This is a genomic window from Cryobacterium sp. TMS1-20-1, assembly GCF_004402355.1.
Lineage (GTDB): Bacteria > Actinomycetota > Actinomycetes > Actinomycetales > Microbacteriaceae > Cryobacterium > Cryobacterium levicorallinum.
Window position 1 is genome coordinate 1 of sequence record NZ_SOGF01000031.1, and the last position, 22,821, is coordinate 22,821.

24 protein-coding genes are annotated in these 22,821 nt (G+C 66.2%); 17 read left to right on the forward strand and 7 right to left on the reverse strand.

The features are described 5' to 3' along the window. Nucleotides 1-256: 256 nt before the first annotated feature. Nucleotides 257-700, reverse strand: a complete 444-nt coding sequence (locus E3O45_RS07215) for a nitroreductase family deazaflavin-dependent oxidoreductase (protein ID WP_134442782.1) — start codon at nt 698-700, stop codon at nt 257-259. 39 nt (nt 701-739) lie between these two features. On the opposite strand from E3O45_RS07215, the gene E3O45_RS07220 reads away from it, so the two are divergent. The 4 genes from E3O45_RS07220 (at nt 740) to dprA (ending at nt 5,447) form a co-directional block, all read left to right on the forward strand. After that, nucleotides 740-1,879, forward strand: a complete 1,140-nt coding sequence (locus tag E3O45_RS07220; RefSeq protein ID WP_134442783.1) for an alcohol dehydrogenase catalytic domain-containing protein — start codon at nt 740-742, stop codon at nt 1,877-1,879. Nucleotides 1,880-2,029: 150 nt separating this feature from the next. Then, nucleotides 2,030-2,386 (forward strand): YraN family protein, encoded by a 357-nt coding sequence (locus tag E3O45_RS07225; RefSeq protein WP_134442784.1) that lies wholly within the window; start codon nt 2,030-2,032, stop codon nt 2,384-2,386. Then, on the forward strand, nt 2,386-3,921 hold the full coding sequence (locus E3O45_RS07230; protein ID WP_134442785.1) for a YifB family Mg chelatase-like AAA ATPase: 1,536 nt from the start codon (nt 2,386-2,388) through the stop codon (nt 3,919-3,921). The genes E3O45_RS07225 and E3O45_RS07230 overlap by 1 nt, the downstream gene beginning before the upstream one ends. Beyond that, nucleotides 3,918-5,447 carry a DNA-processing protein DprA gene (gene dprA, locus E3O45_RS07235; RefSeq protein WP_241985270.1) on the forward strand — a complete coding sequence of 510 codons (1,530 nt, stop codon included), beginning with the start codon at nt 3,918-3,920 and terminating at the stop codon, nt 5,445-5,447. The genes E3O45_RS07230 and dprA overlap by 4 nt, the downstream gene beginning before the upstream one ends. 102 nt (nt 5,448-5,549) lie before the next feature. Here the strand turns inward: dprA and E3O45_RS18385 are convergent, their stop codons facing one another. From E3O45_RS18385 to E3O45_RS18395, 3 genes are read right to left on the reverse strand one after another with little or no spacing between them, the layout of a single operon-like run. Continuing rightward, nucleotides 5,550-5,852 carry a hypothetical protein gene (locus E3O45_RS18385; RefSeq protein ID WP_370450331.1) on the reverse strand — a complete coding sequence of 101 codons (303 nt, stop codon included), beginning with the start codon at nt 5,850-5,852 and terminating at the stop codon, nt 5,550-5,552. Nucleotides 5,853-5,879: 27 nt separating this feature from the next. Continuing rightward, nucleotides 5,880-6,161, reverse strand: a complete 282-nt coding sequence (locus E3O45_RS18390; RefSeq protein ID WP_370450333.1) for a hypothetical protein — start codon at nt 6,159-6,161, stop codon at nt 5,880-5,882. Continuing rightward, nucleotides 6,154-6,507 carry a hypothetical protein gene (locus E3O45_RS18395; protein WP_370450334.1) on the reverse strand — a complete coding sequence of 118 codons (354 nt, stop codon included), beginning with the start codon at nt 6,505-6,507 and terminating at the stop codon, nt 6,154-6,156. The genes E3O45_RS18390 and E3O45_RS18395 overlap by 8 nt, the downstream gene beginning before the upstream one ends. Nucleotides 6,508-6,679: 172 nt before the next feature. Here E3O45_RS18395 and E3O45_RS07245 point away from each other — a divergent pair, with 172 nt between their 5' ends. Together E3O45_RS07245 and E3O45_RS07250 are read left to right on the forward strand one after the other, a co-directional pair. Further along, entirely contained in the window at nt 6,680-7,633 is a 954-nt protein-coding gene (locus E3O45_RS07245) for a phosphodiesterase (protein WP_134442786.1), read from the forward strand. A gap of 126 nt (nt 7,634-7,759) precedes the next feature. Continuing rightward, the gene (locus tag E3O45_RS07250; protein ID WP_198418235.1) at nt 7,760-8,803 is read left to right on the forward strand and encodes a tyrosine recombinase XerC; all 1,044 of its coding nucleotides are present in this window, start codon (nt 7,760-7,762) and stop codon (nt 8,801-8,803) included. Between the two features lie 47 nt (nt 8,804-8,850). Here E3O45_RS07250 and E3O45_RS07255 read toward each other — a convergent pair whose 3' ends face one another. Further along, nucleotides 8,851-9,387, reverse strand: coding sequence for a murein hydrolase activator EnvC (locus E3O45_RS07255; protein WP_134442787.1), 537 nt, complete (start codon nt 9,385-9,387; stop codon nt 8,851-8,853). Nucleotides 9,388-9,726: 339 nt separating this feature from the next. Here E3O45_RS07255 and rpsB point away from each other — a divergent pair, with 339 nt between their 5' ends. The 9 genes from rpsB to E3O45_RS07300 all read left to right on the forward strand — a co-directional run bounded on the left by rpsB (nt 9,727) and on the right by E3O45_RS07300 (nt 16,626). After that, nucleotides 9,727-10,671, forward strand: coding sequence for a 30S ribosomal protein S2 (gene rpsB, locus E3O45_RS07260; RefSeq protein WP_134442788.1), 945 nt, complete (start codon nt 9,727-9,729; stop codon nt 10,669-10,671). A gap of 10 nt (nt 10,672-10,681) precedes the next feature. After that, nucleotides 10,682-11,509 (forward strand): translation elongation factor Ts, encoded by an 828-nt coding sequence (gene tsf / locus E3O45_RS07265; protein ID WP_134442789.1) that lies wholly within the window; start codon nt 10,682-10,684, stop codon nt 11,507-11,509. A gap of 122 nt (nt 11,510-11,631) precedes the next feature. Continuing rightward, nucleotides 11,632-12,414: a UMP kinase gene (gene pyrH, locus E3O45_RS07270; RefSeq protein WP_134442790.1), complete on the forward strand. Its 783-nt coding sequence runs from the start codon at nt 11,632-11,634 to the stop codon at nt 12,412-12,414. Between the two features lie 30 nt (nt 12,415-12,444). Then, on the forward strand, nt 12,445-12,999 hold the full coding sequence (frr, locus tag E3O45_RS07275; RefSeq protein ID WP_092449207.1) for a ribosome recycling factor: 555 nt from the start codon (nt 12,445-12,447) through the stop codon (nt 12,997-12,999). 11 nt (nt 13,000-13,010) lie between these two features. Continuing rightward, nucleotides 13,011-14,024 carry a phosphatidate cytidylyltransferase gene (locus E3O45_RS07280; RefSeq protein ID WP_134442791.1) on the forward strand — a complete coding sequence of 338 codons (1,014 nt, stop codon included), beginning with the start codon at nt 13,011-13,013 and terminating at the stop codon, nt 14,022-14,024. A gap of 46 nt (nt 14,025-14,070) precedes the next feature. Then, nucleotides 14,071-14,802 (forward strand): DivIVA domain-containing protein, encoded by a 732-nt coding sequence (locus E3O45_RS07285; protein ID WP_134442792.1) that lies wholly within the window; start codon nt 14,071-14,073, stop codon nt 14,800-14,802. A gap of 54 nt (nt 14,803-14,856) precedes the next feature. Next, nucleotides 14,857-15,516 carry a lytic transglycosylase domain-containing protein gene (locus E3O45_RS07290; RefSeq protein WP_134442793.1) on the forward strand — a complete coding sequence of 220 codons (660 nt, stop codon included), beginning with the start codon at nt 14,857-14,859 and terminating at the stop codon, nt 15,514-15,516. Between the two features lie 52 nt (nt 15,517-15,568). Then, on the forward strand, nt 15,569-15,871 hold the full coding sequence (locus E3O45_RS07295; RefSeq protein ID WP_174843066.1) for a hypothetical protein: 303 nt from the start codon (nt 15,569-15,571) through the stop codon (nt 15,869-15,871). Next, the gene (locus E3O45_RS07300) at nt 15,868-16,626 is read left to right on the forward strand and encodes an alpha/beta hydrolase (protein WP_134442794.1); all 759 of its coding nucleotides are present in this window, start codon (nt 15,868-15,870) and stop codon (nt 16,624-16,626) included. Before E3O45_RS07295 ends, E3O45_RS07300 begins: the two co-directional genes overlap by 4 nt. Before the next feature lie 14 nt (nt 16,627-16,640). On the opposite strand, the gene E3O45_RS07305 is transcribed toward E3O45_RS07300, so the two are convergent. Then, nucleotides 16,641-17,690, reverse strand: a complete 1,050-nt coding sequence (locus tag E3O45_RS07305; RefSeq protein ID WP_134442795.1) for an AI-2E family transporter — start codon at nt 17,688-17,690, stop codon at nt 16,641-16,643. Between the two features lie 23 nt (nt 17,691-17,713). After that, nucleotides 17,714-19,321, reverse strand: coding sequence for a hypothetical protein (locus E3O45_RS07310; protein WP_134442796.1), 1,608 nt, complete (start codon nt 19,319-19,321; stop codon nt 17,714-17,716). A gap of 244 nt (nt 19,322-19,565) precedes the next feature. On the opposite strand from E3O45_RS07310, the gene E3O45_RS07315 reads away from it, so the two are divergent. Together E3O45_RS07315 and E3O45_RS07320 are read left to right on the forward strand one after the other, a co-directional pair. After that, entirely contained in the window at nt 19,566-21,392 is a 1,827-nt protein-coding gene (locus E3O45_RS07315; RefSeq protein ID WP_134442797.1) for a hypothetical protein, read from the forward strand. Continuing rightward, nucleotides 21,389-22,366, forward strand: a complete 978-nt coding sequence (locus tag E3O45_RS07320; protein WP_134442798.1) for a tetratricopeptide repeat protein — start codon at nt 21,389-21,391, stop codon at nt 22,364-22,366. The genes E3O45_RS07315 and E3O45_RS07320 overlap by 4 nt, the downstream gene beginning before the upstream one ends. The last annotated feature ends 455 nt before the right edge of the window (nt 22,367-22,821 follow it).

The window sequence follows — 22,821 nt, forward strand, 5'->3', positions numbered from 1 at the left end:
ATCATCACGACCCTGCATCACCCCAGTCTTAACGACCACGAGCCAACCCCCGGCAGGCGCGCCTTAAAAAAAGCGAAACCACACCCAAAGTTGTTCAGCAGACTCCTAGCAGTGTGATTTGCACCGGGCCCGGGCCCGGAAAGTGGGCCCATGATCTATCACGGGCCCAGCTTCCTAAGGTGGGCCCGGGGATGTGATCGCGTTCCGCAGGCGGCCCGCCGCCGCTACTTTCGCGTAGCGTAACCTCAACACCGGGTTAGCGCGGCTCGCAGATAACCACGGGAATGTCGCGGTCGGTTTTTGCCTGGTAGGCGCCATAGCCGGGGTAGGCGGCCACGATGCGCGGCCACAGCGCGGCTTTCTCAGCGGATGTCGCGGTGCGCGCCCGAAAAGGCCGCGTCACCCCGCGAATGGTCAGGTCTACGTCCGGCTGCGCCACGAGGTTGCTGTACCAGAACGGATGCCGGTCGTCGCCGCCCTTGGACGCCACCAGCACGTACCGCCCGCTCTCATGAATCGGCGCCGTGAGCATCGTCGACCGAGGAAGCCCGCTGCTGCGGCCGATCGTGTGCAGTTCAACGGTCTGCATGGTGCCGATGGTCCAGCCGAGGCGTCCGCCCGTGAGGGCCAGAAGCATCCGGTGCACACCATTCATGGCGCGCATTGTGAGATCGGTCACCCGGTTGCGCAGCGTGGTCATAAGCCCAGCGTACGTGGCCGCTGGCGATAGGTTGGAGGAATGACTCCAACAATGATGCTCAGCACGATTCTTCGCGAAGCGGGCTCGGCGCGCCCCTACGCCGACAGCCGCCCGCTGACGTTTGAGCAGATTCCGGTGCCGGTCCCGCGCGCCGGTGAGGTGCTCGTGCGCATCGAACGGGCCAGCCTCTGCCACTCGGACCTGTCGGTCATTGACGGTTCGCGCCAGCGCCCCCTGCCGATGGCGCTCGGCCACGAAGCCGCGGGAACCGTTGCCGGGCTCGGCGACGGCGTCGATGATCTCAAGCTCGGCGACCGGGTCGTTCTCGTGTTCGTGCCGAGCTGCGGCGACTGCCGCGCCTGCCGGGCCGGGCGGCCAGCACTCTGCCACCGCGGAGCCGAGGCCAATGGAACCGGCGACCTGCTGCACGGCTCGGCCGTGCTGGTGGGCGGAGCGGGGGAGCGTATCAACCACCACCTGGGCGTCTCGGCGTTCTCCCAGTACGCCGTCGTCGCCCGCGAATCCGTCGTGGTGATCGACCAGGACGTTCCGTTCGAGGTTGCTGCAATGTTCGGCTGCGCGGCCCTGACCGGCATCGGCGCCGTGCTGGGCACCGGCGCCCTCGCGCCCGGCCAGTCGGTGATCGTGTTCGGTCTCGGCGCGGTCGGTCTGATGGCGGTCATGGCCGCCGCGCAGGTCGACGGCACGACCGTGATCGCCATCGATCCGTTGCTCGAAAAACAAGCCCTCGCCGTGCGGTGCGGCGCCGACCACGCCGGATCGCCCGAGCAAGCAGCGGAGCTCGTGAACACGCATGCCGGCGACGGCGTTGATCTCGCCATCGAGGCGGTCGGCAGCGCCCGGGTCATGGAGGCGAGCCTCGCCCTCCTCACCCGCGGCGGCGCGCTCGTCTCGGTCGGCCTGCCGCACCCCGAGCAGACCATCACAACGCCCGCGCTGCAGTTCGCGGGGCTCGGTCGCCGGCTGCTCGGTTCTTATATGGGCGACTCGGTGCCGAGCCGGGATATTCCGGCCTACCTGCAGCTCTGGCGCGACGGCAAGCTGCCGGTCGAGCTGCTGCACACCGATACGCGTCCGATCGCCGACCTCAACGAGAGCCTGGATGCGCTCGTCGCCGGCGAGGTCGTTCGCCGCTTGTTCGTGCTGCAGGACGAGTAGCCGCCCCGGTCTGTTCTGCACCCCGACGCAGCCTGCTCCTGCTGCGGGTAGCCTCCTCCACAGCGCCCGGATCGCCGCATTCTGTACCAATGCGGTGGCAGCCCGGCCACGGCGCCCCGCAAGCGGTCACTCTGGTTCTCGGAGGCACTCGTGGCGCGCAAAGACGAAGTCGGCAAACTCGGCGAGCAGCAGGCCGCGCTCTTTCTCGAGGGTGCCGGCTACACAATTCTCACCCGCAACTGGCGGTGCGCCGAGGGAGAGATCGACCTCGTCGTACAACGCGGTTCTGCGGTGGTTTTTGTCGAGGTGAAGACGCGCAGCAGCCTGGGCTTTGGGCATCCGTTTGAAGCCATCACCGTGAAAAAACTTGCCCGCATGCGCCGCCTCGCCGCGGCCTGGTGTGTGCAGGCCGAGCGGTGGCCGCGCCAGATTAGGCTTGACGTCATCGCCGTGATCGCCCCGCGGGGCCGCGAACCGGTCATCGAACACCTCGAGGGCGTGTTCTGATGGGCATCGCCCGCACCCATGCCGTGGCGTTGCTCGGCCTGACCGGGGCGCTCGTCGAGGTCGAGGCCGATATCTCGGCGCAACTGCCCGGCATGATTCTGATCGGCCTGCCCGACGCTGCCCTGTCTCAGGCGACCCAGCGGGTGCGTGCTGCGGCCGCGAACAGTGGATGTCCCCTCACTGTTCACCGCCTCACCATCAATCTGTCGCCGGCCGCGCTGCCCAAACACGGTGCCGGGTTCGACCTCGCGATCGCCCTGGCCTGCCTCGCCGCCGACAGCACCATTTCGCAGGAGTCGGTGGGCAAGGTCGTGCACTTCGGCGAGCTCGCCCTCGACGGGCGGCTGCGACCGACCCCGGGAATCCTGCCGGGCGTGATGACCGCCGCCCGCCTCGGTCACACGACGGTGATGGTACCCATCGGCAATGAGGCAGAGGCGCGACTCGTTCCCGATATTCGAGTGATCGGCGTCGCATCGCTGCGCGAGGCGGCGATCTGGCATGGGGCAGACCTCCCGCCGATTCCGGTCGAGCCGATCCTGGCGGCGACTGTACCGAGCAGTCTGGCTGCCGAACCCGACCTGGCCGACGTGATCGGCAACGACGACGCCATCCTGGCGCTGCAGATCGCCGCCGCCGGGGGGCACCACGTTTTTCTGCTCGGCCCGCCCGGCGCCGGCAAGACCATGCTCGCGGCCCGACTGCCCGGGCTGTTGCCCGATCTCGACCCGGCCAGCTCGCTCGAAGTCAGCTCCCTGCGCTCGCTCAGCGGTCTCGGACTCGGCGATGCCCTGATCACCCGGCCGCCGTGGGAAGCGCCCCATCACACCGCAACGGCCGCAGCCATGGTCGGCGGCGGCAACGGGCAGATTCGTCCCGGTGCTGCCTCGCAAGCCTCGCACGGAGTGCTGTTTCTCGACGAAGCCCCCGAATTCGCTTCGCCGGTGCTTGACGCGCTGCGCCAACCGTTGGAATCCGGCTGGATCAGCATCCACCGAGCCAATGCCGTCGCGCACTTCCCGGCCAGTTTCCAACTGGTGATGGCGGCCAATCCGTGCCCCTGCGGGCAGTACGGGGCCGGCGACCTGAGCTGCACCTGCCCGCCGAACGCGCGCCGCCGCTATCTCGCGCGCATCTCCGGTCCGCTGCTCGACCGCATCGACATCCAACTCAACGTCAAGCGCATTACCGCCGCCCAGCTGCGCCTCGCCGCCGGCACCCAGCGCGTCACGAGCATTAGCGCCCGGGATCGGGTGGTGGCCGCTCGGGCTGCAGCAGCCGAACGGCTGGGCAGCACGCCGTGGACCGTGAACTCCCAGGTGCCCGGCCCGTGGCTGCGCGGTGCCCCGGTGCGGCTGGCCCCGGCATGCACGGCGGGCCTGGATCGCGCCCTCGAACGTGGCGGAATCACCATGCGCGGCTACGACCGGGTGCTGCGCATCGCCTGGACCCTCGCCGACTACGACGGTCTCACCAGTCCCGGCGCCGACCAGGTCGGTCAAGCCCTTTACCTACGCAAAGGAATGACATCATGAAGCTGTTTGGTCTCGACGAATCCCGGGTCAGGGCGCTCGCCGCCGGGGTGCGCGGTGGGATGCCGGCGGCCGGTGACGGGCCGCAGGCCCGCGGCGGCACCGCGGCTGCAGGTCCGAACCTGGTCCCGATTTCGAGCGCCAGGACACCAGGTCTGGCCGGCAGCGCAGGCGTAGCTGATGGCACAGATCGGGCCGACGGTGCGGATCGGGCCGTCGGTGCAGACGGGAGCGGCACGACCAACGGCGCCGCCATAGAAATCGAGACCGCAATGGTCGCCGAGGTGTTCGCCCGCGCCGCGTGGTCGGGCATCGCCGAGCCGGGCGACGGCATGGCGGGAGTGCTCGTGGCGAGCCTTGGTGCCAGCGTCGCCCTGACCGCTATTCTCGAGGCGTGGAGCCCGGTGCGCCTCGGTGCCCTGGTGCGCGACGCGCTCTCCGGCGACGTGGCGGCCGGCCCGAGTGTGCTGTTCGCCGTGAGTCCGTCCATCGATTTCAGCGAAGCGGATGCCGACACCAGCGCCGAACTCGAGGCCGCGTTAGACCAGGGGCTGCAGCGCTGGCGCCCGCGGCTCAACTCGACCGAGGTCATCCGCTCGCTGCAACAGGCGGCCCGCGTCGAGGCTCGTTTGCTGCTGGCCACGGATTCCCTCTGGCCGGCGTCTCTCAATGACCTCGAGAAGCACGCCCCGCTTGCCCTGTGGTGGCGTGGCGGACCCGGTGCCCTCGCCGCGCTGCCCAACTCCATCGCACTGGTCGGGGCGCGGGCCGCCACCGGATACGGCGAGCACATCGCCATGGAAGCTTCGGCGGGGCTGGTCGACCGTGGCTTCGCCATCGTTTCCGGTGCCGCGTACGGCATCGACGGGATGGCCCACCGGGCCGCCCTGGCCAGTGACGGTCTGACCGTGGCCTTTCTCGCCGGGGGAGTCGACCGGTTCTACCCGAGTGGCCACGACTCCCTGCTCACCCGCATCGTGGCCTCCGGCGCGGTCGTCTCCGAGCTTCCCTGCGGCGCAGCACCCACGAAATGGAGGTTTCTGCAACGAAACCGGCTCATCGCCGCGTCCAGTGCGGCGACGGTCGTGCTTGAGGCCGGCTGGCGGTCCGGCTCGCTCAATACAGCCGGCCACGCCTCCGCGCTCGGTCGCCCGCTTGGCGCGGTGCCCGGCCCGATCACGAGCCCGACCTCGGCTGGCTGCCACCGCCTCATCCGGGAGTTCGCCGCGGTGTGCGTGACCAACCCGACCGAAATGGCCGAACTGGTCGGCGATCGGTCAATTCCGGTGCCCTTGGCCAATTTCCACCTGGAAGCGGGGCCCAACGCCGATGCGGGCCCCGGTCCGATTCCCCGCACGAGCGACCAGGTGCGGGTGTTTGATGCCCTCAGCGGTCGCTCGCCGCGCACGGTCGCCGACCTGTCACGCCGAGCCGGGCTGTCGAGTGCGGCCGTGCGCGGCGCCCTGGGCGGCCTCGACCTCGACGGCGCCGCCCAGGAACGCGAGGCTGGCTGGGTGCGCCGCGCGTAAGGCGCGTTTGGGGCTACCAGGAGCCAGCTGGAGCGGCCCTCCCGTGGCAGGGCGTGCGGCGTCACTGGATGGTGGTCGAATGCGGCCGTTAGATCCGCAGGGTCAATTTCGATCGTCCGTTGCGGGGCTATGGATCGCGTGCGCGTGCGCGTGCGGGTGCGGGTGCGGGTGCGGAGCTGGGCACGTGGCGTCCGGCCGGCGCTCCACTATGTCGTTGACTGCGTCCACAACTGTGCCCATCGCTGCCTCCAAGTCCGGGACCACCGCTATGTCCTCGGCCCCGTCCATGGTCGCGCAGGCCCGCTTCACGGCGGCGACGGAGAACGCGACGTCCACGGCATCCGTCGACCAGTTACTCACCGAGATGCGCAGAATGTCAAGGTCGTGCCAGAGCGACCCCGACATCCACGCTGAGCCGTGGGCAATGAGCTGTTACGTTACCCGCCGGGTGCGAGCGTCGCTGCCGAAACTCACGCACACCTGCGTGAACACCACCTCGTTGAACACCTCGACCCTCGGCATCGACCGCAGCCCATCGGCCAGGGCACGCGCATTGGCCGCGAGACCGTCGACCAGCGCGATCGTGCCATCACGACCGAGGGATCGGAGCGCTGCCCAGACCGGAACGCCTCGCGCCCGACGGGACAGCTCCGGCACCTTCTCGAACGGGTTGCCCGGGCCAATGTTGCCGGAGTGCCATCGGCCGCTACCCACAGGCCGAAAGCCCCGTCCACGTGCACCCAGGCTCCCTGCCGCTTCGCCACGTCGATCGCTGCACCTGTCGGGTCGGATGCTCCAGAACCCACTGCCGACCGGCGGCAAGACCGACGAAATTGGCCATCGTCGCGCCCGTCGTGAATCCGACATCGGATCCGAGAGGAAGCCCGAGCAGATCGAGGATCCAGCCCGCAGCGTTCTCCTCAAGTACGGCAGTCGCGGGAGTGGCGAAGCGCATTCCGGCGTTCTGGTCCCACGCGGTCACCAGCCAGTCGTCGGCGAGGGATGCGGGCAGGGTCCCCTCAATCACCCCGCCGAAGAACCGACCGGACGGCATCGCCATCAGTCCGGGTTCCGCGAAGGGAATGACGTAAGCCAGGCTTGGGCGTGCAACAGTGCACGGTCCAAAGCCTGGGTGTAGGAGTCCGGCTGGGCAGACATGCCGACATGATAGCCCCGGGTGACCGGCCTGTCGGTGGCAGCCCGTAGGGTGGATCCCAACGACGGGACGGGAAATGGCGAGCATGCAGTGGGGCCAGTATGCGCCCGCCGACAAGATTCTGGTCCACCTCAGCGACACCCATTTTCTAGCGGATGCCGCGGCGCTGTACGGCACCGTCGACACCGACACCACGGTGCATCGTGCCCTCGAACAGCTGCACCGGTCGGGCATCCGCCCCGATGCCCTCATAATCACCGGTGATGTCGCGGATCGTGGCGAAGCGGATGCCTACCGACGTATTCGCGGCATCGTCGAATCCGCCGCGGCCCAGTGGCAAGCGAAGGTCATCTGGGTGATGGGCAACCACGACCAGCGCGCCGCATTTCGGAGCGTCCTACTCGGGCAGGATAAGCCGGGCGAAGCGGCGCGCGCAGCAGATCAAGGCACTGTCGACCAAGGCCGCGTCGACCGGGACCCTGTCGATCAGGTGCACGACCTCGACGGCCTGCGAATCATTGCCCTCGACACCAGCGTGCCGGGCTATCACCACGGTGAGGTGACCGACGCGCAGCTGGAGTGGCTGCGCACGGTGCTCAGCACGCCCGCCCGTCACGGCTCCATTCTGGCGCTGCACCACCCGCCGATTCCCACCCCGCTGCCGTTGATGAGCGTGCTCGAGCTGCAGGAACAGCCGCGCTTGGCGGCGGTGCTGGCCGGCAGTGACGTACGCGCGATCCTCGGTGGTCACCTGCACTATGCGACCCAGGGCCTGTTCGCCGGAATTCCAGTCTCTGTGGCCGCGGCCACCTGCTACACGATGGATCTCAGCGCCCCCGAGCGTGAGCTGACCGGCGTCAACGGCGGCCGGACCCTCAACCTGGTGCACGTCTACGCCGACCAGATCACGCACTCGCAGGTACCGATCGGCGCCTTCGATACGGCCACCCATTTTCCGGCCGACTATGTCGATCGACTGGCCACCCTGTCACCCGAAACCCGACTCGAAGCCTTTTCCCGCCAACAATGATCACGCGAAGTATCCCAGCGCCAGCAGACCAACTCGACCACGAACGGATGCCGTTCGGCCCGCCAATTCTGCCCCCGTGCCGCGGGTCGCGCGCGGCACGCTCGCTGCCGAGACGAAACTGAACCCGTGCCCCTGACCGACGATATCGACGCGTTTCTGCGCTACCTGAGCGCGGAGCGTGGCTACTCGGCGCACACTGTTCGGGCGTACCGCACCGATCTGGCGCAGCTGGCCGCGTTTGCTGCGGAACGTGGTGGCGCGGCATCCGCTGATCTGACCCTGGAGCTGCTCCGGGAATGGCTGTGGGTGGGTACCCAGGCCGGCCTCGCCCGCGCGACGCTCGCCCGTCGGTCGGCGTCGGCGCGCAGCTTCACCGCCTGGCTGGCGCGGGCCCGCGACGACAGCGTGGATCCGGCCGCTCGCCTGCGCTCGCCGAAACCTGGCCATACGCTTCCCCGCGTGATCACCCACACCCAGATGAACGAGTTGCTCGAACTGCTCACGACCCGCGCGCACGGGGGAGTGGAGGCCGGCGGTAGGCCAGATGGCGCCGAGTCCGGGACCCGCATCGATCGCGAACCTGCCGTGCGTGATCTGGCCGTGCGCGATCTGGCTGTGCCTGATCTGGCTGTGCGCGATCTGGCGATCGTCGAACTGCTCTACGCCTCGGCCCTGCGTGTTTCCGAACTCGTCGGACTCGACGTCGCCGACGTCGACCTCGAGCGGTTGACCGTGCGGGTCACGGGCAAGGGCTCCAAGGAGCGCGTGGTGCCGTTCGGCGTGCCGGCGCAGCGTGCGATCGTGCGCTACCTCGGCCAGGCCCGCCGCTCGCTCGTGGAACACGCGTCGAGCTCGGGCCCGACGTCAGCGGACGGCACCACCGTACCCGGCACCACCGCGTTGTTTCTTGGCCGTCAGGGTCAGCGTCTGGGCACACGCGGGGTCTACCGACTGGTTGCCACCCTGCTCGCCGAGGTTCCCGGAACCGGTCCGGCGGGTCCCCACGCCTTGCGTCACACCGCGGCCACCCACCTTCTCGACGGCGGCGCCGACCTGCGGGCCGTGCAGGAGCTGCTCGGACACGTCAGCCTCGGCACCACCCAGATCTACACGCACGTCTCCGCCGAACGTCTCAAGGCCAGCTACGGACTGGCCCACCCCCGCGCCTGATCGCCGGCGTTGCTATGGTCGCGCTGACACATCAGTACGGCGCGCCGTTACGGGCCGGCCGGAAGTAACACGGCCCGCTGCAAGCAGCCGAGATAGAGCAGCGGCGACACGTAGTTCCCGTGCAGGCGTACCCCCAGGTGCAGGCAGCCCGGCGGGCAATGACCGCCCGTCGCCACAGTTCCGATCTGCTGCCCGGCCTGCACCCGGTCGCCCTCGGCCACGAGCGCCAGCACCGGCTCCACCGTTGTGATCAGATCACCGACCTGGGTGATGGAGAGCACCGGTCGATCAACGACCACGCCGGCGAATGATACGACGCCGTCGTGCGGAGCCAGCACGGCATCGCCGGCCTGCGCCGTCAGGTCGATGCCGCGATGACCGGCAGCATAGGGCGTGACCGGCGCAATGAACGGGGCGATCACCCGGTGCGGCTCCGGGAGCGGCCAGTGCCAGCCATCCGCTGCCGGCGTCACGACCGCCGGGGGAACCGCTCTCGGCGTGGCAAACGGACTCCCGAGAAGAATGAGCAGCATCACAGCGGATGCCGCCAGGCGGCGAATCGCGAGATTGCGTAACGTATGCATGGGGCCAGCCTGGCCGGGTGGCGCCTCGGGCGAACAGCTCGTGGGCGCATTCGTGCAGAGGACATAAGGACCGCTGCGGTGGAGGAGCTGTTCTCCTGCAGTCCGGTCTCGACTACCCGGCCGACGGTGGTATGCTATCCCCAGCAGCGCTTTGTGCGCTGACTACGCGTGCCCATTTGGCCGCCATGTCCAATCGGTCCCGTACAGCCAGATTCATGCACAGCGAATCTTGCAGGTACAGGGCGGACATGTGCCGGGCACCAGGAGTGATGATCGACCGATCATCGCACAAACCGATTGGTGTGCGTGCAAGCGCGCATCAGAACAGGAGTACGGCACATGGCCGTCGTAACCATTCGCCAGCTGCTTGACAGCGGCGTGCACTTCGGGCACCAGACCCGCCGTTGGAACCCGAAGATGAAGCGCTTCATCTTCACCGAGCGTTCCGGCATCTACATCATCGACCTGCAGCAGTCGCTCGGGTTCGTTGACAAGGCCTATGACTTCGTCAAGGAGACGGTTGCCCACGGCGGCACCATCCTCTTCGTTGGCACCAAGAAGCAGGCCCAGGAATCCATTTCAGAGCAGGCGCAGCGCGTAGGTCAGCCCTACGTCAACCAGCGCTGGCTCGGTGGACTCCTCACCAACTTCCAGACCGTTTCCAAGCGTCTGGCCCGCATGAAAGAACTCGAAGAGCTCGACTTCGAAGACACCGCCAAGAGCGGTTTCACGAAGAAGGAAATGCTCATCAAGAAGCGCGAACTCGTCAAGCTGCACAAGAGCCTCGGCGGTATCCGCAACCTCACGAAGACCCCGTCTGCGCTGTGGGTTGTTGACACCAACAAGGAGCACCTCGCTATCGACGAGGCGCGCAAGCTCGGCATCCCCGTCATCGCCATCCTCGACACCAACTGCGACCCCGACGACGTGCAGTACCCGATCCCGGGCAACGACGACGCCATCCGCTCCGTTGGCCTGCTGACCCGCATCATCGCGGACGCAGCAGCCGAGGGCCTGATCCAGCGCCACGCCAAGCCGGAGGCCGAAGTTGAGCCCCTCGCCGCGTGGGAAGCTGAACTGCTTCAGTCCTCCGACGCCGAAACCACCCCCGCGCAGTCCTCTGCCGAGACCGAGAAGGTTGCCGACGCTACCGTCGCCGCTGACGAGGCCGTCGTTGCAGAGCCCTCCGTTACCATCGCCGACGCTGTCGCCGACTCCGACGTTGCCGCCGTACTGGCTGCCGTCGCCGATGAGCCGACCGTTGCCGCCGAAGAGACCAAGTAAGGAACCCGGTATGGCAAACTTCACACTCGAAAACGTCAAAGCTCTCCGCGAGAACCTCGGCACCGGAATGGTCGACACCAAGAACGCCCTCGTTGAAGCCGACGGCGACATGGACAAGGCCATCGAGATCCTGCGTCTCAAGGGTGCAAAGGGCAACGCCAAGCGCGCTGACCGCTCCACCTCTGAGGGACTCGTCGCTGCCAAGGAAATCGGCACGACCGCCTACATGATCGAACTCGCCTGCGAGACCGACTTCGTCGCCAAGGGTGACAAGTTCGTCGTTCTGGCCGACAAGGTGCTCGACGCGATCGCCGCCGCTGGCGCGACCACCGTTGAGGCTGGACTGGCCGCAACGGCCGGAACCCAGACCGTTGCCGAGCTCATCGACGGCGAAGCGGCCATCATCGGCGAGAAGTTCGAACTTCGCCGTGTTGCCGCCGTCACCGGCGAATCGTTCTCGATCTACCTGCACAAGACCAGCAAGGACCTGCCCCCGCAGGTCGGCGTTGTTCTCGGCTTCTCTGGAGCCGACGTGGAGACCGCTCGCAGCGTCGCCCAGCACATCTCGTTCGCTAACCCCGAGTACCTCGCGGCCAGCGATGTTCCTGCTGACCTGGTGGAGACCGAGCGCAAGATCGTCACCGAGATCTCGAAGAACGAGGGCAAGCCGGAGGCGGCACTGCCCAAGATCGTTGAGGGACGCGTCAAGGCGTACCTCAAGCAGGTCGCCCTGCTCGAACAGGACTACGCCAAGGACAACAAGTTGTCCGTTGCGAAGGTCCTCGACGATGCAAAACTGACCGTGTCGGGCTTTGCCCGGTTCAAGGTCGGCGCCTAACAACAAATGACGGAGGTCGGATTGCGAAAGCGATCCGGCCTCCGTTTTTGTGTGTGCCCCCTGGGGTCCGCGCACGCTCTTGGTAGTTTGGTAACACCCCACTTCGGAAGGCCCCGCACGACATGACTGACACGGCCAGCACGCACACCCATAACAGCCCAGCCAGTACTTTTTCTGGACCGGTCAGCCCCACCGCTATCGTCAAGAAACGACGAGTGCTTCTGAAATTGTCGGGTGAGGCTTTTGGCGGCGGCGCCGTCGGAGTCAACCCGGATGTCGTCAGCTCGCTGGCCCGTGAAATCGCCGAGGGCGCCAAGCAGGTTGAGGTCGCCATCGTCGTCGGCGGCGGCAACTTCTTCCGCGGCGCAGAGCTCTCCCAGCGCGGCATGGACCGTGGCCGCGCCGACTATATGGGCATGCTCGGCACCGTCATGAACGCACTGGCCCTGCAGGACTTCCTGGAGCAGGCCGGCGCTGAAACCCGGGTGCAGTCCGCGATCTCGATGACCCAGGTCGCTGAGCAGTACATTCCGCGCCGCGCCGAGCGTCACCTCGAAAAGGGCCGCGTCGTCATCTTCGGCGCCGGCGCCGGCCTGCCCTACTTTTCCACCGACACCGTCGCTGCCCAGCGCGCCCTCGAAATCGACGCTGACGTCGTGCTCGTGGCAAAAAACGGTGTCGACGGCGTCTATTCCGACGACCCACGCACCAACCCCGATGCGCAGAAGATCCACCACATCACCTACCTCGAGGCGCTGCAGCGCGGGCTCAAGGTGGTCGACTCCACCGCTTTCAGCCTGTGCATGGACAACCACATGCCGATGCAGGTCTTCGGCATGGCCCCGGAAGGCAACGTCACCGCCGCCATTCTGGGCACCGATCTGGGCACGCGCGTCTCCAACTAGAATTATCCCACCACCAATAAAGGAGTCACCGTGATCGCGGATGTTCTTTCCGACGCCACTGCGCGCATGAACCGGGCCCTCGAGGCCGCCAAAGATGATTTTGGAACCGTGCGCACTGGGCGTGCCAACCCGCAGATGTTCGCGAAAATCCTGGTGAGCTACTACGGCACCATGACCCCGCTGGAGCAGCTTGCTTCCCTGCAGAACCAGGAAGCCCGCACCATGCTGATCGGCCCGTATGACAAGGCGGCCCTGCGCGACATCGAGATCGCCATTCGCGACACTCCGAACCTGGGTGCCAACGTCGGCAACGACGGCACCACCATTCGTGCGACCCTCCCAGAGCTCACCACGGAACGCCGCAAGGAATTCGTGAAAATCGTCAAGGCCAAGGCAGAGGATGCCCGCATCTCGGTGCGAAACATCCGTCGCAAGGCCAAGGATGAGCTCGACGCCCTCAAGAGCGAGGTCGGCGACGACGAGGTCGGTCGGGCCGAGAAAGAGCTGGAGCTGATCACCAAGAGCCACGTAGACGGCATTGATGACGCGTTCAAGCGCAAGGAAGCCGAACTCCTCGAGATCTAGGGAGCCTTTAGATGACCGAGAAACCCGGGAACGACCAGCCGCCGAGGCGCGGTCACGGTGTCAGTCGTGCCGAGTTTCGGGCGCAAGTGAAGACGACGCGGGCCGATTTTGAACGTCAGGTGCAAACTACCAAGGCTGATTTCGAGCGGCAGGTGCAGGCGACGCGTGCCCAGCTCGATGCCACCAATGAGCGCATTGAAGCCCGTACTGGGCGCAACCTCATTCTCGCGATACTGATCGGGCTCGTGCTCGGCGGTTCGATGTTGGTCAGCCTCATCATCGTCAAGCAACTGTTCATGATCTTCGCGGTCGTGATCGTCGCCTTCTGTGCCTTCGAGCTGGCCCAGGCGCTGCGGCACGCCGGACGCAACGTTCCGCGTATCCCGGTCGTCATCTCTGCCGTCGCGATCGTCCCGGCCGCGTTCTACGGCGAGGCGACCGGACAGTGGCTCGTGATGCTCGGCGGGATCGTGCTGATCGCCCTGTGGCGGCTGGCGCTTCTGGTGATTCCGTCCCATCGCGCCCCGGCCCGGTCCATTGTCGGCGACGTGGGCGGCGGCATCCTGATTCAGGTCTATGTCGTGTTCCTGGCGAGCTTCGCCGTGCTGCTCGTCGCCCAGCCCGAGGGGCAGTGGTGGGCGCTCGCCTTCCTGATCCTGGTTATTTCCGCCGATACCGGGGCCTACGTCAGCGGGCTTAATTTTGGCAAGCATCCGATGGCACCCTCGATCAGCCCCAAGAAAACCTGGGAAGGCTTTATCGGTGCCGGCTTGATCTGCATGATCGCCGGCGTTCTGCTGTCCATCTTCATGCTGGATCAGGAGTGGTGGTTCGGGCTGGTCTTCGGCGTCGTGATTCTGCTCACGGCGACGTTCGGCGATCTGGCCGAATCGCTGATCAAACGCGACCTTGGTATCAAGGACATGAGCTCCTGGCTCCCCGGGCACGGCGGTTTTCTGGACCGGCTGGACTCGATCCTCCCGTCGGCTGCCGCGGCCTACGCCCTCTACCTGGTCTTTGCGTGAGCCGAACCGATTCGCCCCCCGTCAGCACAACCGAGACAATGAGGCTATGAGCACCATATTTCCCCGAGTGGCCAAGAAAACTCTCGGCTACAACGTGAGTCAGGTCGATACTTTTCTGGCCGCGGCCCGACGCGCCTACGATCGGCCCGACCTGACCGACAATGAAACGGATGCCGACACCGGCGTCGTCGAGTCCGGCTTCGAATCAGTGGACGAGATCGCTGTCCGCAATGGCGCTGACCGCCACGAGAGCCCGGCACCGGGCACCGGCCCGAAGGGGACCGAGGCCATCCACGCCATCGTCGCGGACAAGGCCGCCGCTGAAGCTGAGCGTACCGGCGCGACCTTGACGGCCGAAGCCATTCGACACACCGCCTTCGCCATGCACAAGGGCGGATATTCGCCGGAACATGTCGACGCGGCACTGGAGCGGCTCGAAGACGCCTTTGCCGCCCGGGAACGCGATCACGCCTCGCGCACCGGGGGAGAGCAGGCCTGGATGGTCGACGCCGAGAAGACCGCCTCGGTACTTGTTGCCCGCCTCAGCCGTGCGCCCGGGCACCGGTTCACCCGTACCAGTGTGCTCGCGGTTGGTTACAAACGGGTCGATGTCGATCGGTTCGCAAACAAACTGGTGAAGTATTTTCTGGACGGTCGTGAGCTTACCGTCGACGAAGTACGAACCGCCGTTTTTCGCCCTGAACGGGGCGGATACCGCGAAGGCCAGGTCGACCTGGTGCTCGACAGCGTCGTCGACGTGATGCTGGCGGTACGTTGATTTGGTGACCGTTATCTGGCCGTTACCAAAGATGTGGGCTAGGGTCATCTAGTAATGGGTAGGCATCTGCAACTAATCGAGTCCGTCCCGGCCAAGGCGCGGCCGCCGGTTCGTCGAACTCGGCGTCGGGCCAAGCCGACTCACTTTCTGTTCGGATTCACCGCCGCCTTCGCGTTTGTGCTCGTGACCGTCGTCGATCCCTACTCGGGTGCCACTGCATCCCCCTACTTTCAACTCGCCGGCAGCACCACCAACGAGGGGCCGGCCCAGGCCGTGCTCGTGGCCGGCAGCTACACCAATACCATCACTCGCGACGGCTTCACCGTCACCGAGAAGCCCAAACCGGTTCCGGTGGTCGTCGCCGTGGAAAAGAAGCGAAGCGTCACCGCCCCGTCCGCCGCTGTGCCGGATCCCGGCTCGGCTCAGGCTTACGCCTACGACGCTGTCGCGGGTCGCGGCTGGGGCGAAGACCAGTACAACTGCCTGGTCTCGCTGTGGCAGAAGGAATCAGGCTGGCGCGTGAACGCCGAGAACAGTTCGAGCGGCGCCTACGGCATCCCGCAGGCGCTTCCCGGCTCCAAAATGGCCACGGCCGGTGACGACTGGGCGACCAACGCCGGAACACAGATCGAATGGGGCCTCAGCTATATAACCGGCCGCTACGGCACCCCGTGCGGTGCGTGGGGCAAGTCCCAGGCTTCCGGCTGGTATTAGCCCCAACCCTTCTGATTTATGGCGTCGTCGGGCAGCAACCTAGACTGTTGTGATGGCGCGCAGCAATCGACCCCGAGGCCGCAAGAGCGCTCCGCGAGACGATGGCGAAGGCGCTGACCTGAACGACCTGCTGGCGAGCTGGCGCCGCAGCGAGGTGCGCCGCGACGGACTGTGGCACGTTCAACCGGTGCCGGCCAAGCACGCTGCGAAGACCTATCTGTGTCCCGGCTGCACCCTCGACATCGCGCCCGGTACAGCGCACATGGTCGCCTGGCGCGGAGACGGAGTGCTCGGCGATGCGGCCGACCTGGCCAACCGGCGCCACTGGCACACTCACTGTTGGAGAATCAAATGACCGAGGAGACGTCCGTGACCCTACCGGTCGACATTCGTGGCGGCATCGAACTGCCCGCCAGCATCGAGCACATCGAACTGAAAACCAGCGATGGCCTCACCCTGGTGGGGGAGTTGGCGACCCCGATCGGGCGTACGCCGGTGGCGACGCTCGTGACGCTGCATCCGCTGCCCACGGCCGGTGGATTCATGGACTCGCACATTCTGCGCAAGGCGGCCAACCGCCTGCCGGCGATGGCCGATCTGGCCGTACTGCGCTTCAACACCCGCGGGACCTCGTCGCCGCGCGGCACCAGTGGCGGTGACTTCGGGGAGGGCATCACCGAACGCGCCGACGTGGCCGCGGCGATGGCCTTCGTCGCCGAACGCCAGCTGCCCAATCCGTGGCTGGTCGGCTGGTCCTTCGGCACTGAGCTCGCCCTCAAGTACGGGCTGGAGCACCCGATCCGCGGCGCCATTCTGCTGTCACCGCCGCTGCACCGCACGACGAAGGCCGAACTGGCCGCGTGGGCCGGGAATGAGCGGCAGCTGGTCGCAGTCATTCCCGAATTCGACGATTACCTGCGACCGGATGCTGCTCGCTTGCGGTTCGCGAGTGTGACCAGCCTTCGGTTCGTCGCCGTCGAGGGCGGCAAACACCTCTGGGTCGGTGAAAAACTGACCCGGCGGGTTCTCACCGAGATCGTCGCCACCGTCAACCCCGCCGCGCTGCCTCTACCCATCGAATGGACGGACGGCCTGCGCGACCCGTCCTAAGCCGGTTGTAGCAGCTAGAGCTCGTTCTGGCGGGGGATGACGACCTGCTTGACGATCATGATGACCGACGCGGCGACCGGGATGGCGATCAGCGCGCCGAGAATGCCGAGCAGGTTGCCGCCGGCCAGGGCCGCAATCACCACGACAGCGCCCGGAACCGACACAGCGCGGCTCATGATGTTTGGGCTGAGAACGTATGCTTCCACCTGCATATAGATGAGGTAGTAGATGGCGGCGGCCAGCGCGGTCTGGGGTGAGCTGCCGATCTCGGGAATCAAACAGGTCAGCACGATGATGACCGAACCCGAGATGGTACCGACGAGCGGAACGAGCGAGAGCAGAAAAGCGATGAAGGCGAGCAACGCCGGAAACGGTGCGCCGATGATCGAGAGAAAGATGAAGCTCAGCACGCCGTTCACCGAGGCGAGCGCGGCCTGTCCAACGATGTAGCGGCCGACGGCCGTGGTGATCTGCTCACTGATATCGGTGAACCGCTCCCGCTTTGACGCGGGAACCAGCTGGTAGGTGGCACGCTTCATGCTGTTGAGGGAGGCGGTGAAGTACAGCGTGAGAATGAGAATGATGAGGGCACCGAACAGGCCACCGACAAACGCGAGGCCCGACTGAACGATCGTGGTCGTGATGTTGGTGAGGTTGCCGCCCAGAGAATCGGTGACGGTCTTGGTGATCCCAGTGATGTCGAGGCCGGGAAACTGCTCTTGCAGATCACTCAGAAACGTTGAACTGTTCACCGCCTTGACCAGATCCGGAATGAGCTGGGACAGCTTGGAGACCTGGTCGACGATGATCGGAGCGATTGCGAACACGACACCGGTGAGCACACCGAGCACGGCGGCGACCACGGTCAGAATGGCCGCCCAGCGGGGAAACCGCTTCTTCTCCAACCAGGAGACGGCCGGGTCGAGGCCGAGCGCAATGAACAGCGCGGCTCCCACGTAGATGATGATCGTCTGCAGGGTGATCACCGAAGTGATGATCAACAAGCCGAGGCCTACGCCCAAGGTGCCGACGAGTCCGAACCGAAACGCATTCTGAATTTTCACGGGTCGTCTCCAGGAGTAGGGAATTACTCGGCTGCGACCCGTTCGGCCTGGGTCAAAACGCTGCGCAGGCTTTCAAAGTACCCCGCTACGGCATCGCGCTCAATTCTAATCTGCGCCATGCGATCTTCGGCGTCAGCGACCAGGGCACGCGACCGTGTCGTCGCGTCCTCGACGAGGGCCGAAGCGCTGGTCTGGGCGTCGTGCAGAATGCGCGCGGCAGTCTCGTTGGCGTGGTCCTTGTTGGCCTTGGCCTCCGCCCGGGCTCCCGTGTCCAGCTGCTCGTTGAGCGCACGCAGTTCGAGCGTACGCTCAGTGGTCTCGGCGAGCTGCCCGGCGGCATCCGTCTGGAATTTCTGCGCCAGTGCCACCGCCTCCTGGTGCGAGGTGAGGTGTTCCTGCTCTGCTTCGTCGCGGCGGGCTTTCAGCTCGACATCGAAGTCGGCTCGGGCCTGGTCGATTTCTCTGGCCAGCTGGGCGGCCTCGTGCTGGCCGGTCTTCCGGGTCGCGGCGAGCTCGGTTTGTACGTCGATGCGGGCCTGCTCGGCCTCGGCCTCGGCCTCGAGGCGGGCTTGCTGGTTGTCCCTGGTCAGGTCGGCGCCGGCCTGTTCCACGTCGGCGGCCAGGGCGGCACGTGCCTGCTCGATCTCGCGATCGGCCGTGACGCGCTTGCGCTCGAGGTCGCGGGCGAGGTCAGTCTGGGCCTGCGCGCTTTCGACCTCGGCGACTGCGCGGGCCTGCTCGATCTCGCGGGCCACGTCGATGCGGCCCTGTTCCACCTCGGCGGCGAGCAGGGTGCGTGCCTGCTCGGCTTCGTGTGCGCGGCTCAGGCGGGCTTCTTCGGTGTCGCGCGCGAGATCCACACGAGCTTGGTCGGTTTCGGCAGCCAGTGTTACGCGGGCCTGGTCGGTTTCCTGTTTGAGGGTCGCGCGCTGCTGGTCGAGTTCCAGCGCTACTTCGGCGCGAATAAGTTCTGTTTCGCGCGTCAGGCCGGCCGCTTCTTCGCGAGCCTCGGTGGCATCACGCTGCGCGACGACGCGCACCTCGGCGGCTTCGCGATCCGCTTCAGAGCGGATGGCCGACACCTCACGTTTCACTGTGGCTCGGGCCTCGGCCGCCTCGGTGGCGACAGAGCCACGAATCAGCGAGGCGTCCCGGGCAGCGTCCTGCATGACCCTCGCCTGCTCGTCCTGGGTACGTGCGCGTAAATCATCCGTTTCAATGCGAGCATCGTCGAGCAGTCGGCGAGCTTTGACGGCGGCGTCGGAAAGGGTGCGCTCGGCCTGCTCAGCGGAATTCCGTCGCAGCTGCTCGACCTCGTCGCTGGTCGTGGCGCGCAGTTTCTCCGCGTCGATATCGGCCTGGGCGATGACGCGGGTGGACTGTTCCTCGGCGACGCGAAGGGTGTTTTCCAGCTTTGTGCCCAGACCGGAGAACGTGGGACTGCCGACCTCTTCGATCTCGGCGGTGAGGTCATCGATGCGCGCGGCCAATCGTTTGACCTCGCGGCCGGCCTCAGCATTTTGGGTATTGGCCTGGATGAGTTGTCGGCGCAGGGATTGAACAGCCTTGGCGACCTCATCCTTGTCATAGCCACGAAAGACCTGGGTGAAATCGGCGTCGTCGTCAGACACTTGTACTCCTTACACGCGGGGCTCGGCCCCTCAATGGATCGTGCATTACGGGGCACCCGACCAATTTTAGTGTGTTGGTGCCCCGCACGGTACGCGCCGGCTGCCAAATGGAGGCTGAACGGTTATTAGGCTCCTTTCAGGCGAACGGAGTAACGTTGAAAATCGTGTCTGAGGACTTTCAGTCACGTGGTTCAGCCAAAGTGACTGAACAGTACCAACCAGCTCAATTGCTGAAGGGTGATACGTGCGTTTTGTTCTAGCCATCGTGGCATTCGTGCTTGCCGCCGTGATGATCGTGCTCGGCATCGCGCAGCGAACTATCCTGCTCGAACCAGCCTTCAGCTCACTAACCTCGACCGCCACCGGCGAGACTTTGTACACCGTGATCGACCCGAGCGCCCTCGCGGCCTCCCCGGGGAGCCAGACGATCAACGTACGCGGCGAGGGACCCATCTTTTTGGCCTACGGGCGCTCCGAAGACGTGGCCGCGTGGATCGGTGATGACGCCTATGCCACCGTGGCACTGAGCGAAAAAACGGGCGAACTGACCTCCACTGTCACGGCTGCCGTCGAACCCGACACGGACGACGACAGCTCGGATGAGCCGGTTGCCGCCGATGCTGCCGAGCCCCTGATCGTCAATCCGGCCGGTTCCGACCTGTGGCTCGAGGAGGTCAGTGACACGGATTCGTTGACGACCACGCAGACCCTCCCGGAGGGTATCTCGGTGCTCGTTGCTTCGGACGGGGTCGAACCGGCGCCCGCGAACATCCGTTTGTCGTGGGCGTCGGATAATTCCACCCCGTGGGCCGGCCCGCTGCTTGCCGGCGGCGCCCTGTTGCTGCTGTTCGGACTCGTGTTGTACCTGCTGGCCCTGTTGCACCTGCGCCGGTCCCGGCGACCGCGCCGCAACGTTCCGCGCGGACCGCGCCTGCCGCGGCTGCCGCGCGCACCCCGGCCGAAGGCCATCAAGGCCAGTCAGATCACCTCGTCGCGCCGCGGTATCGCCCGTCGCACCGCGATCCTGCCGATGATTTTGGTGTCCGGTCTCGCTCTAAGCGGATGCTCGGCCGATCTCTGGCCGGATTTCAGCGCAACGACGACGGAAACGGCGACCCCGACCCCGACTCCGGTGTCTACCGACTCGGTCGAAGCGGCCGCCGAGCTGGCACCGCCGGCCGTCACAGTCCCGCAGCTTGAAATCATCATGGGCGAGATTTCGCTCCTGACAGCGGATGCCGATGCGAACCTCAACGCGGACACTCTCGCGACCCGGTTCACCGGACCCGCGCTGGAACAGCGCTTGGCCAACTACGCGATTCGGGCGGTCGACGCGACAGTGCCGCCACTGCTGGCCTTGCCGGGGGCCCCACTCACCTTCACGCTGCCGCAGCAGACGAATTCCTGGCCGCGAGTGGTGATGACGGTGATTCAGAACGAAACGGATGCCGAGATTCCACCGACCGCAATTATTCTGCAGCAGGAATCACCGCGGGCGAATTACCTCATCGAGTACGCCTTCCAGCTTGAGCCGGCTGCGCGAGTGCCCGAAGTTGCTCCGGCCCTGATCGGGGCGCCGGCGATCGCGCCCGACAACAAACTCCTGCTCTTGCCGCCGAACGAATTGGCCGCGGCCTACGCCGATGTGCTTCTGCAGGGCGCTGCGAGCCCGTCCGTCGACCTGTTCGAAGACGAAGTGGATGCCTTCCGCGCCCAGTTTGACGCCAGTCGCGCCGACCGGCAGGCGACCCTGCCCGCCACCGCATCGATCGAATTCGGCACGGCGGCGGGGGACGGCAGCACTGTCGCCCTGGCCACCAACGACTCGGGCAGCATCGTGGCGGTCAGCGTCAACGAGACCGAGATCGTCAAACCGATCAATGACGGTGCCACGGTCAGCCCGAGCGGGGCCGCCAGCAAGGCACTGTCGGGAATCTCGTCGTCGTCGAAGGGCATTCTCAACACCTACAGTGACCAGCTGTTGTTCTACGTGCCGACGGCCGGATCGAGCGAAAAAATCATCCTCCTGGGCTTTGCTCAGGGCCTCACCCAATCTGCGGAGCTTCCATGACCAACCTGCCCCCGTCCGGATCCAACCTGCGCGGAGCGGTTGACCTTTCCTCGCTCGTCAACCGTGGCCAGGCGGCAGCGCCCGCGACACCCGGTGCCGCGGCGGCACCAGCGGCTGCTGGCGCGCCCGCCGGTGTCGTGCCGGTGCCGAGCCTCGTGCTCGACGGCACCGACGTGAACTTCGGTGAGCTGCTCGAGCTGTCCTCGCGCGTTCCGGTTATCGTCGGTCTTTGGGCCTCGCGGAGCGAACCGTCCACGGCGCTGATGACCGTGCTGGAGAAGCTGATCACCGATCTGGCCGGCCGGTTCGTACTGGCCCGCGTCGACATCGACGCCAACCCCCAACTCGCCCAGGCGTTTCAGGCCCAGTCGGTGCCCACGGTCGCCGCCGTCATTACCGGCCAGCCGGTACAGCTGTTCAACGGCCCGCTGGCCGAGGAGCAGATCAGCGACGTGCTCGGCCGCGTGCTCGAACTCGCTGCCCAGCAGGGCGTGACCGGCACGGCCGAGGCGCCGGCCGCCGCCGCAGACGGAGAACCGGCCGAGGTCGTCGAAGAGCCCCTGCCGCCGCACCACCTCGAGGCCTATGCCGCGATCGAGGCCGGCGATTATGCGACCGCGCAGAGCGAATACCGCACGGCGATCGCCCAGAACCCGAATGACACCATGGCCGTCGCCGGCCTTGCCCAGGTCAGCCTGCTGGCCCGCCTGCAGGGCAAAACGATCGACCAGATTCGGAACGGTGCCGCTTCTTCTCCCGACGATCTCGACGCGCAGCTGCTGGTTGCCGACCTCGACCTGTCCGGTGGGCACATCGAGGACGCCTTCGACCGACTGCTGAGCCTGTTTCCGGCCCAGCCAGCTCCCGGCCGCAACGCTATTCGCGAGCGCATCCTCGAACTGTTCGAGGTCATCGGCCAGGACGACCCCCGGGTCCCGCCGACTCGCTCTCGGCTGACCGCCCTGCTCTACTAGCGTCCTGCGGCGGAAGCCTGGCGCTTCACGGATTCGGGGACCTGTTTCAGATTAAGGACCTGAGGTTCGCGGCGACTGCTGCACGAATGGATGCCGCCGCCGACGTATGAGTCGAAGGCGCCGGTCACCTGCTGCGCGAAGCAGGTGACCGGCTGCCGGTCGGAAGCGTCAAAACCGTCTCTGACCAAGGCGGGTGGCCTGCGAAACCGGCCATACCCGTTGGTCGAGCCTACCGAGACCCCCAGGGATCAACGATGGCTACCTGCGAAACACGACGACTTCCGTTGGTCGAGCTTGCCGAGACCGCCATCGACTAGCCTGAGCCGGTCTCGACAACGCGCGCTCTGCCCGAATGCATCTTCGCACAGATATCCAAACATATCTGAGAATCTCTCGACTTAGGCCTCGGTTTTTGGTACACTTCTTCTATGAGCCAGAGCGGCGACACTCCCCAG

Coding starts and splice junctions, on each gene's coding strand:
- E3O45_RS07215 (WP_134442782.1), bottom strand. CDS start 700: ATGACCACGCTGCGCAACCGGGTGACCGATCTCACAATGCGCGCCATG.
- E3O45_RS07220 (WP_134442783.1), top strand. CDS start 740: ATGACTCCAACAATGATGCTCAGCACGATTCTTCGCGAAGCGGGCTCG.
- E3O45_RS07230 (WP_134442785.1), top strand. CDS start 2,386: ATGGGCATCGCCCGCACCCATGCCGTGGCGTTGCTCGGCCTGACCGGG.
- dprA (WP_241985270.1), top strand. CDS start 3,918: ATGAAGCTGTTTGGTCTCGACGAATCCCGGGTCAGGGCGCTCGCCGCC.
- E3O45_RS18385 (WP_370450331.1), bottom strand. CDS start 5,852: ATGTCGGGGTCGCTCTGGCACGACCTTGACATTCTGCGCATCTCGGTG.
- E3O45_RS18395 (WP_370450334.1), bottom strand. CDS start 6,507: ATGGCGATGCCGTCCGGTCGGTTCTTCGGCGGGGTGATTGAGGGGACC.
- E3O45_RS07245 (WP_134442786.1), top strand. CDS start 6,680: ATGGCGAGCATGCAGTGGGGCCAGTATGCGCCCGCCGACAAGATTCTG.
- E3O45_RS07255 (WP_134442787.1), bottom strand. CDS start 9,387: ATGCATACGTTACGCAATCTCGCGATTCGCCGCCTGGCGGCATCCGCT.
- rpsB (WP_134442788.1), top strand. CDS start 9,727: ATGGCCGTCGTAACCATTCGCCAGCTGCTTGACAGCGGCGTGCACTTC.
- tsf (WP_134442789.1), top strand. CDS start 10,682: ATGGCAAACTTCACACTCGAAAACGTCAAAGCTCTCCGCGAGAACCTC.
- pyrH (WP_134442790.1), top strand. CDS start 11,632: ATGACTGACACGGCCAGCACGCACACCCATAACAGCCCAGCCAGTACT.
- E3O45_RS07280 (WP_134442791.1), top strand. CDS start 13,011: ATGACCGAGAAACCCGGGAACGACCAGCCGCCGAGGCGCGGTCACGGT.
- E3O45_RS07285 (WP_134442792.1), top strand. CDS start 14,071: ATGAGCACCATATTTCCCCGAGTGGCCAAGAAAACTCTCGGCTACAAC.
- E3O45_RS07290 (WP_134442793.1), top strand. CDS start 14,857: ATGGGTAGGCATCTGCAACTAATCGAGTCCGTCCCGGCCAAGGCGCGG.
- E3O45_RS07295 (WP_174843066.1), top strand. CDS start 15,569: ATGGCGCGCAGCAATCGACCCCGAGGCCGCAAGAGCGCTCCGCGAGAC.
- E3O45_RS07300 (WP_134442794.1), top strand. CDS start 15,868: ATGACCGAGGAGACGTCCGTGACCCTACCGGTCGACATTCGTGGCGGC.
- E3O45_RS07320 (WP_134442798.1), top strand. CDS start 21,389: ATGACCAACCTGCCCCCGTCCGGATCCAACCTGCGCGGAGCGGTTGAC.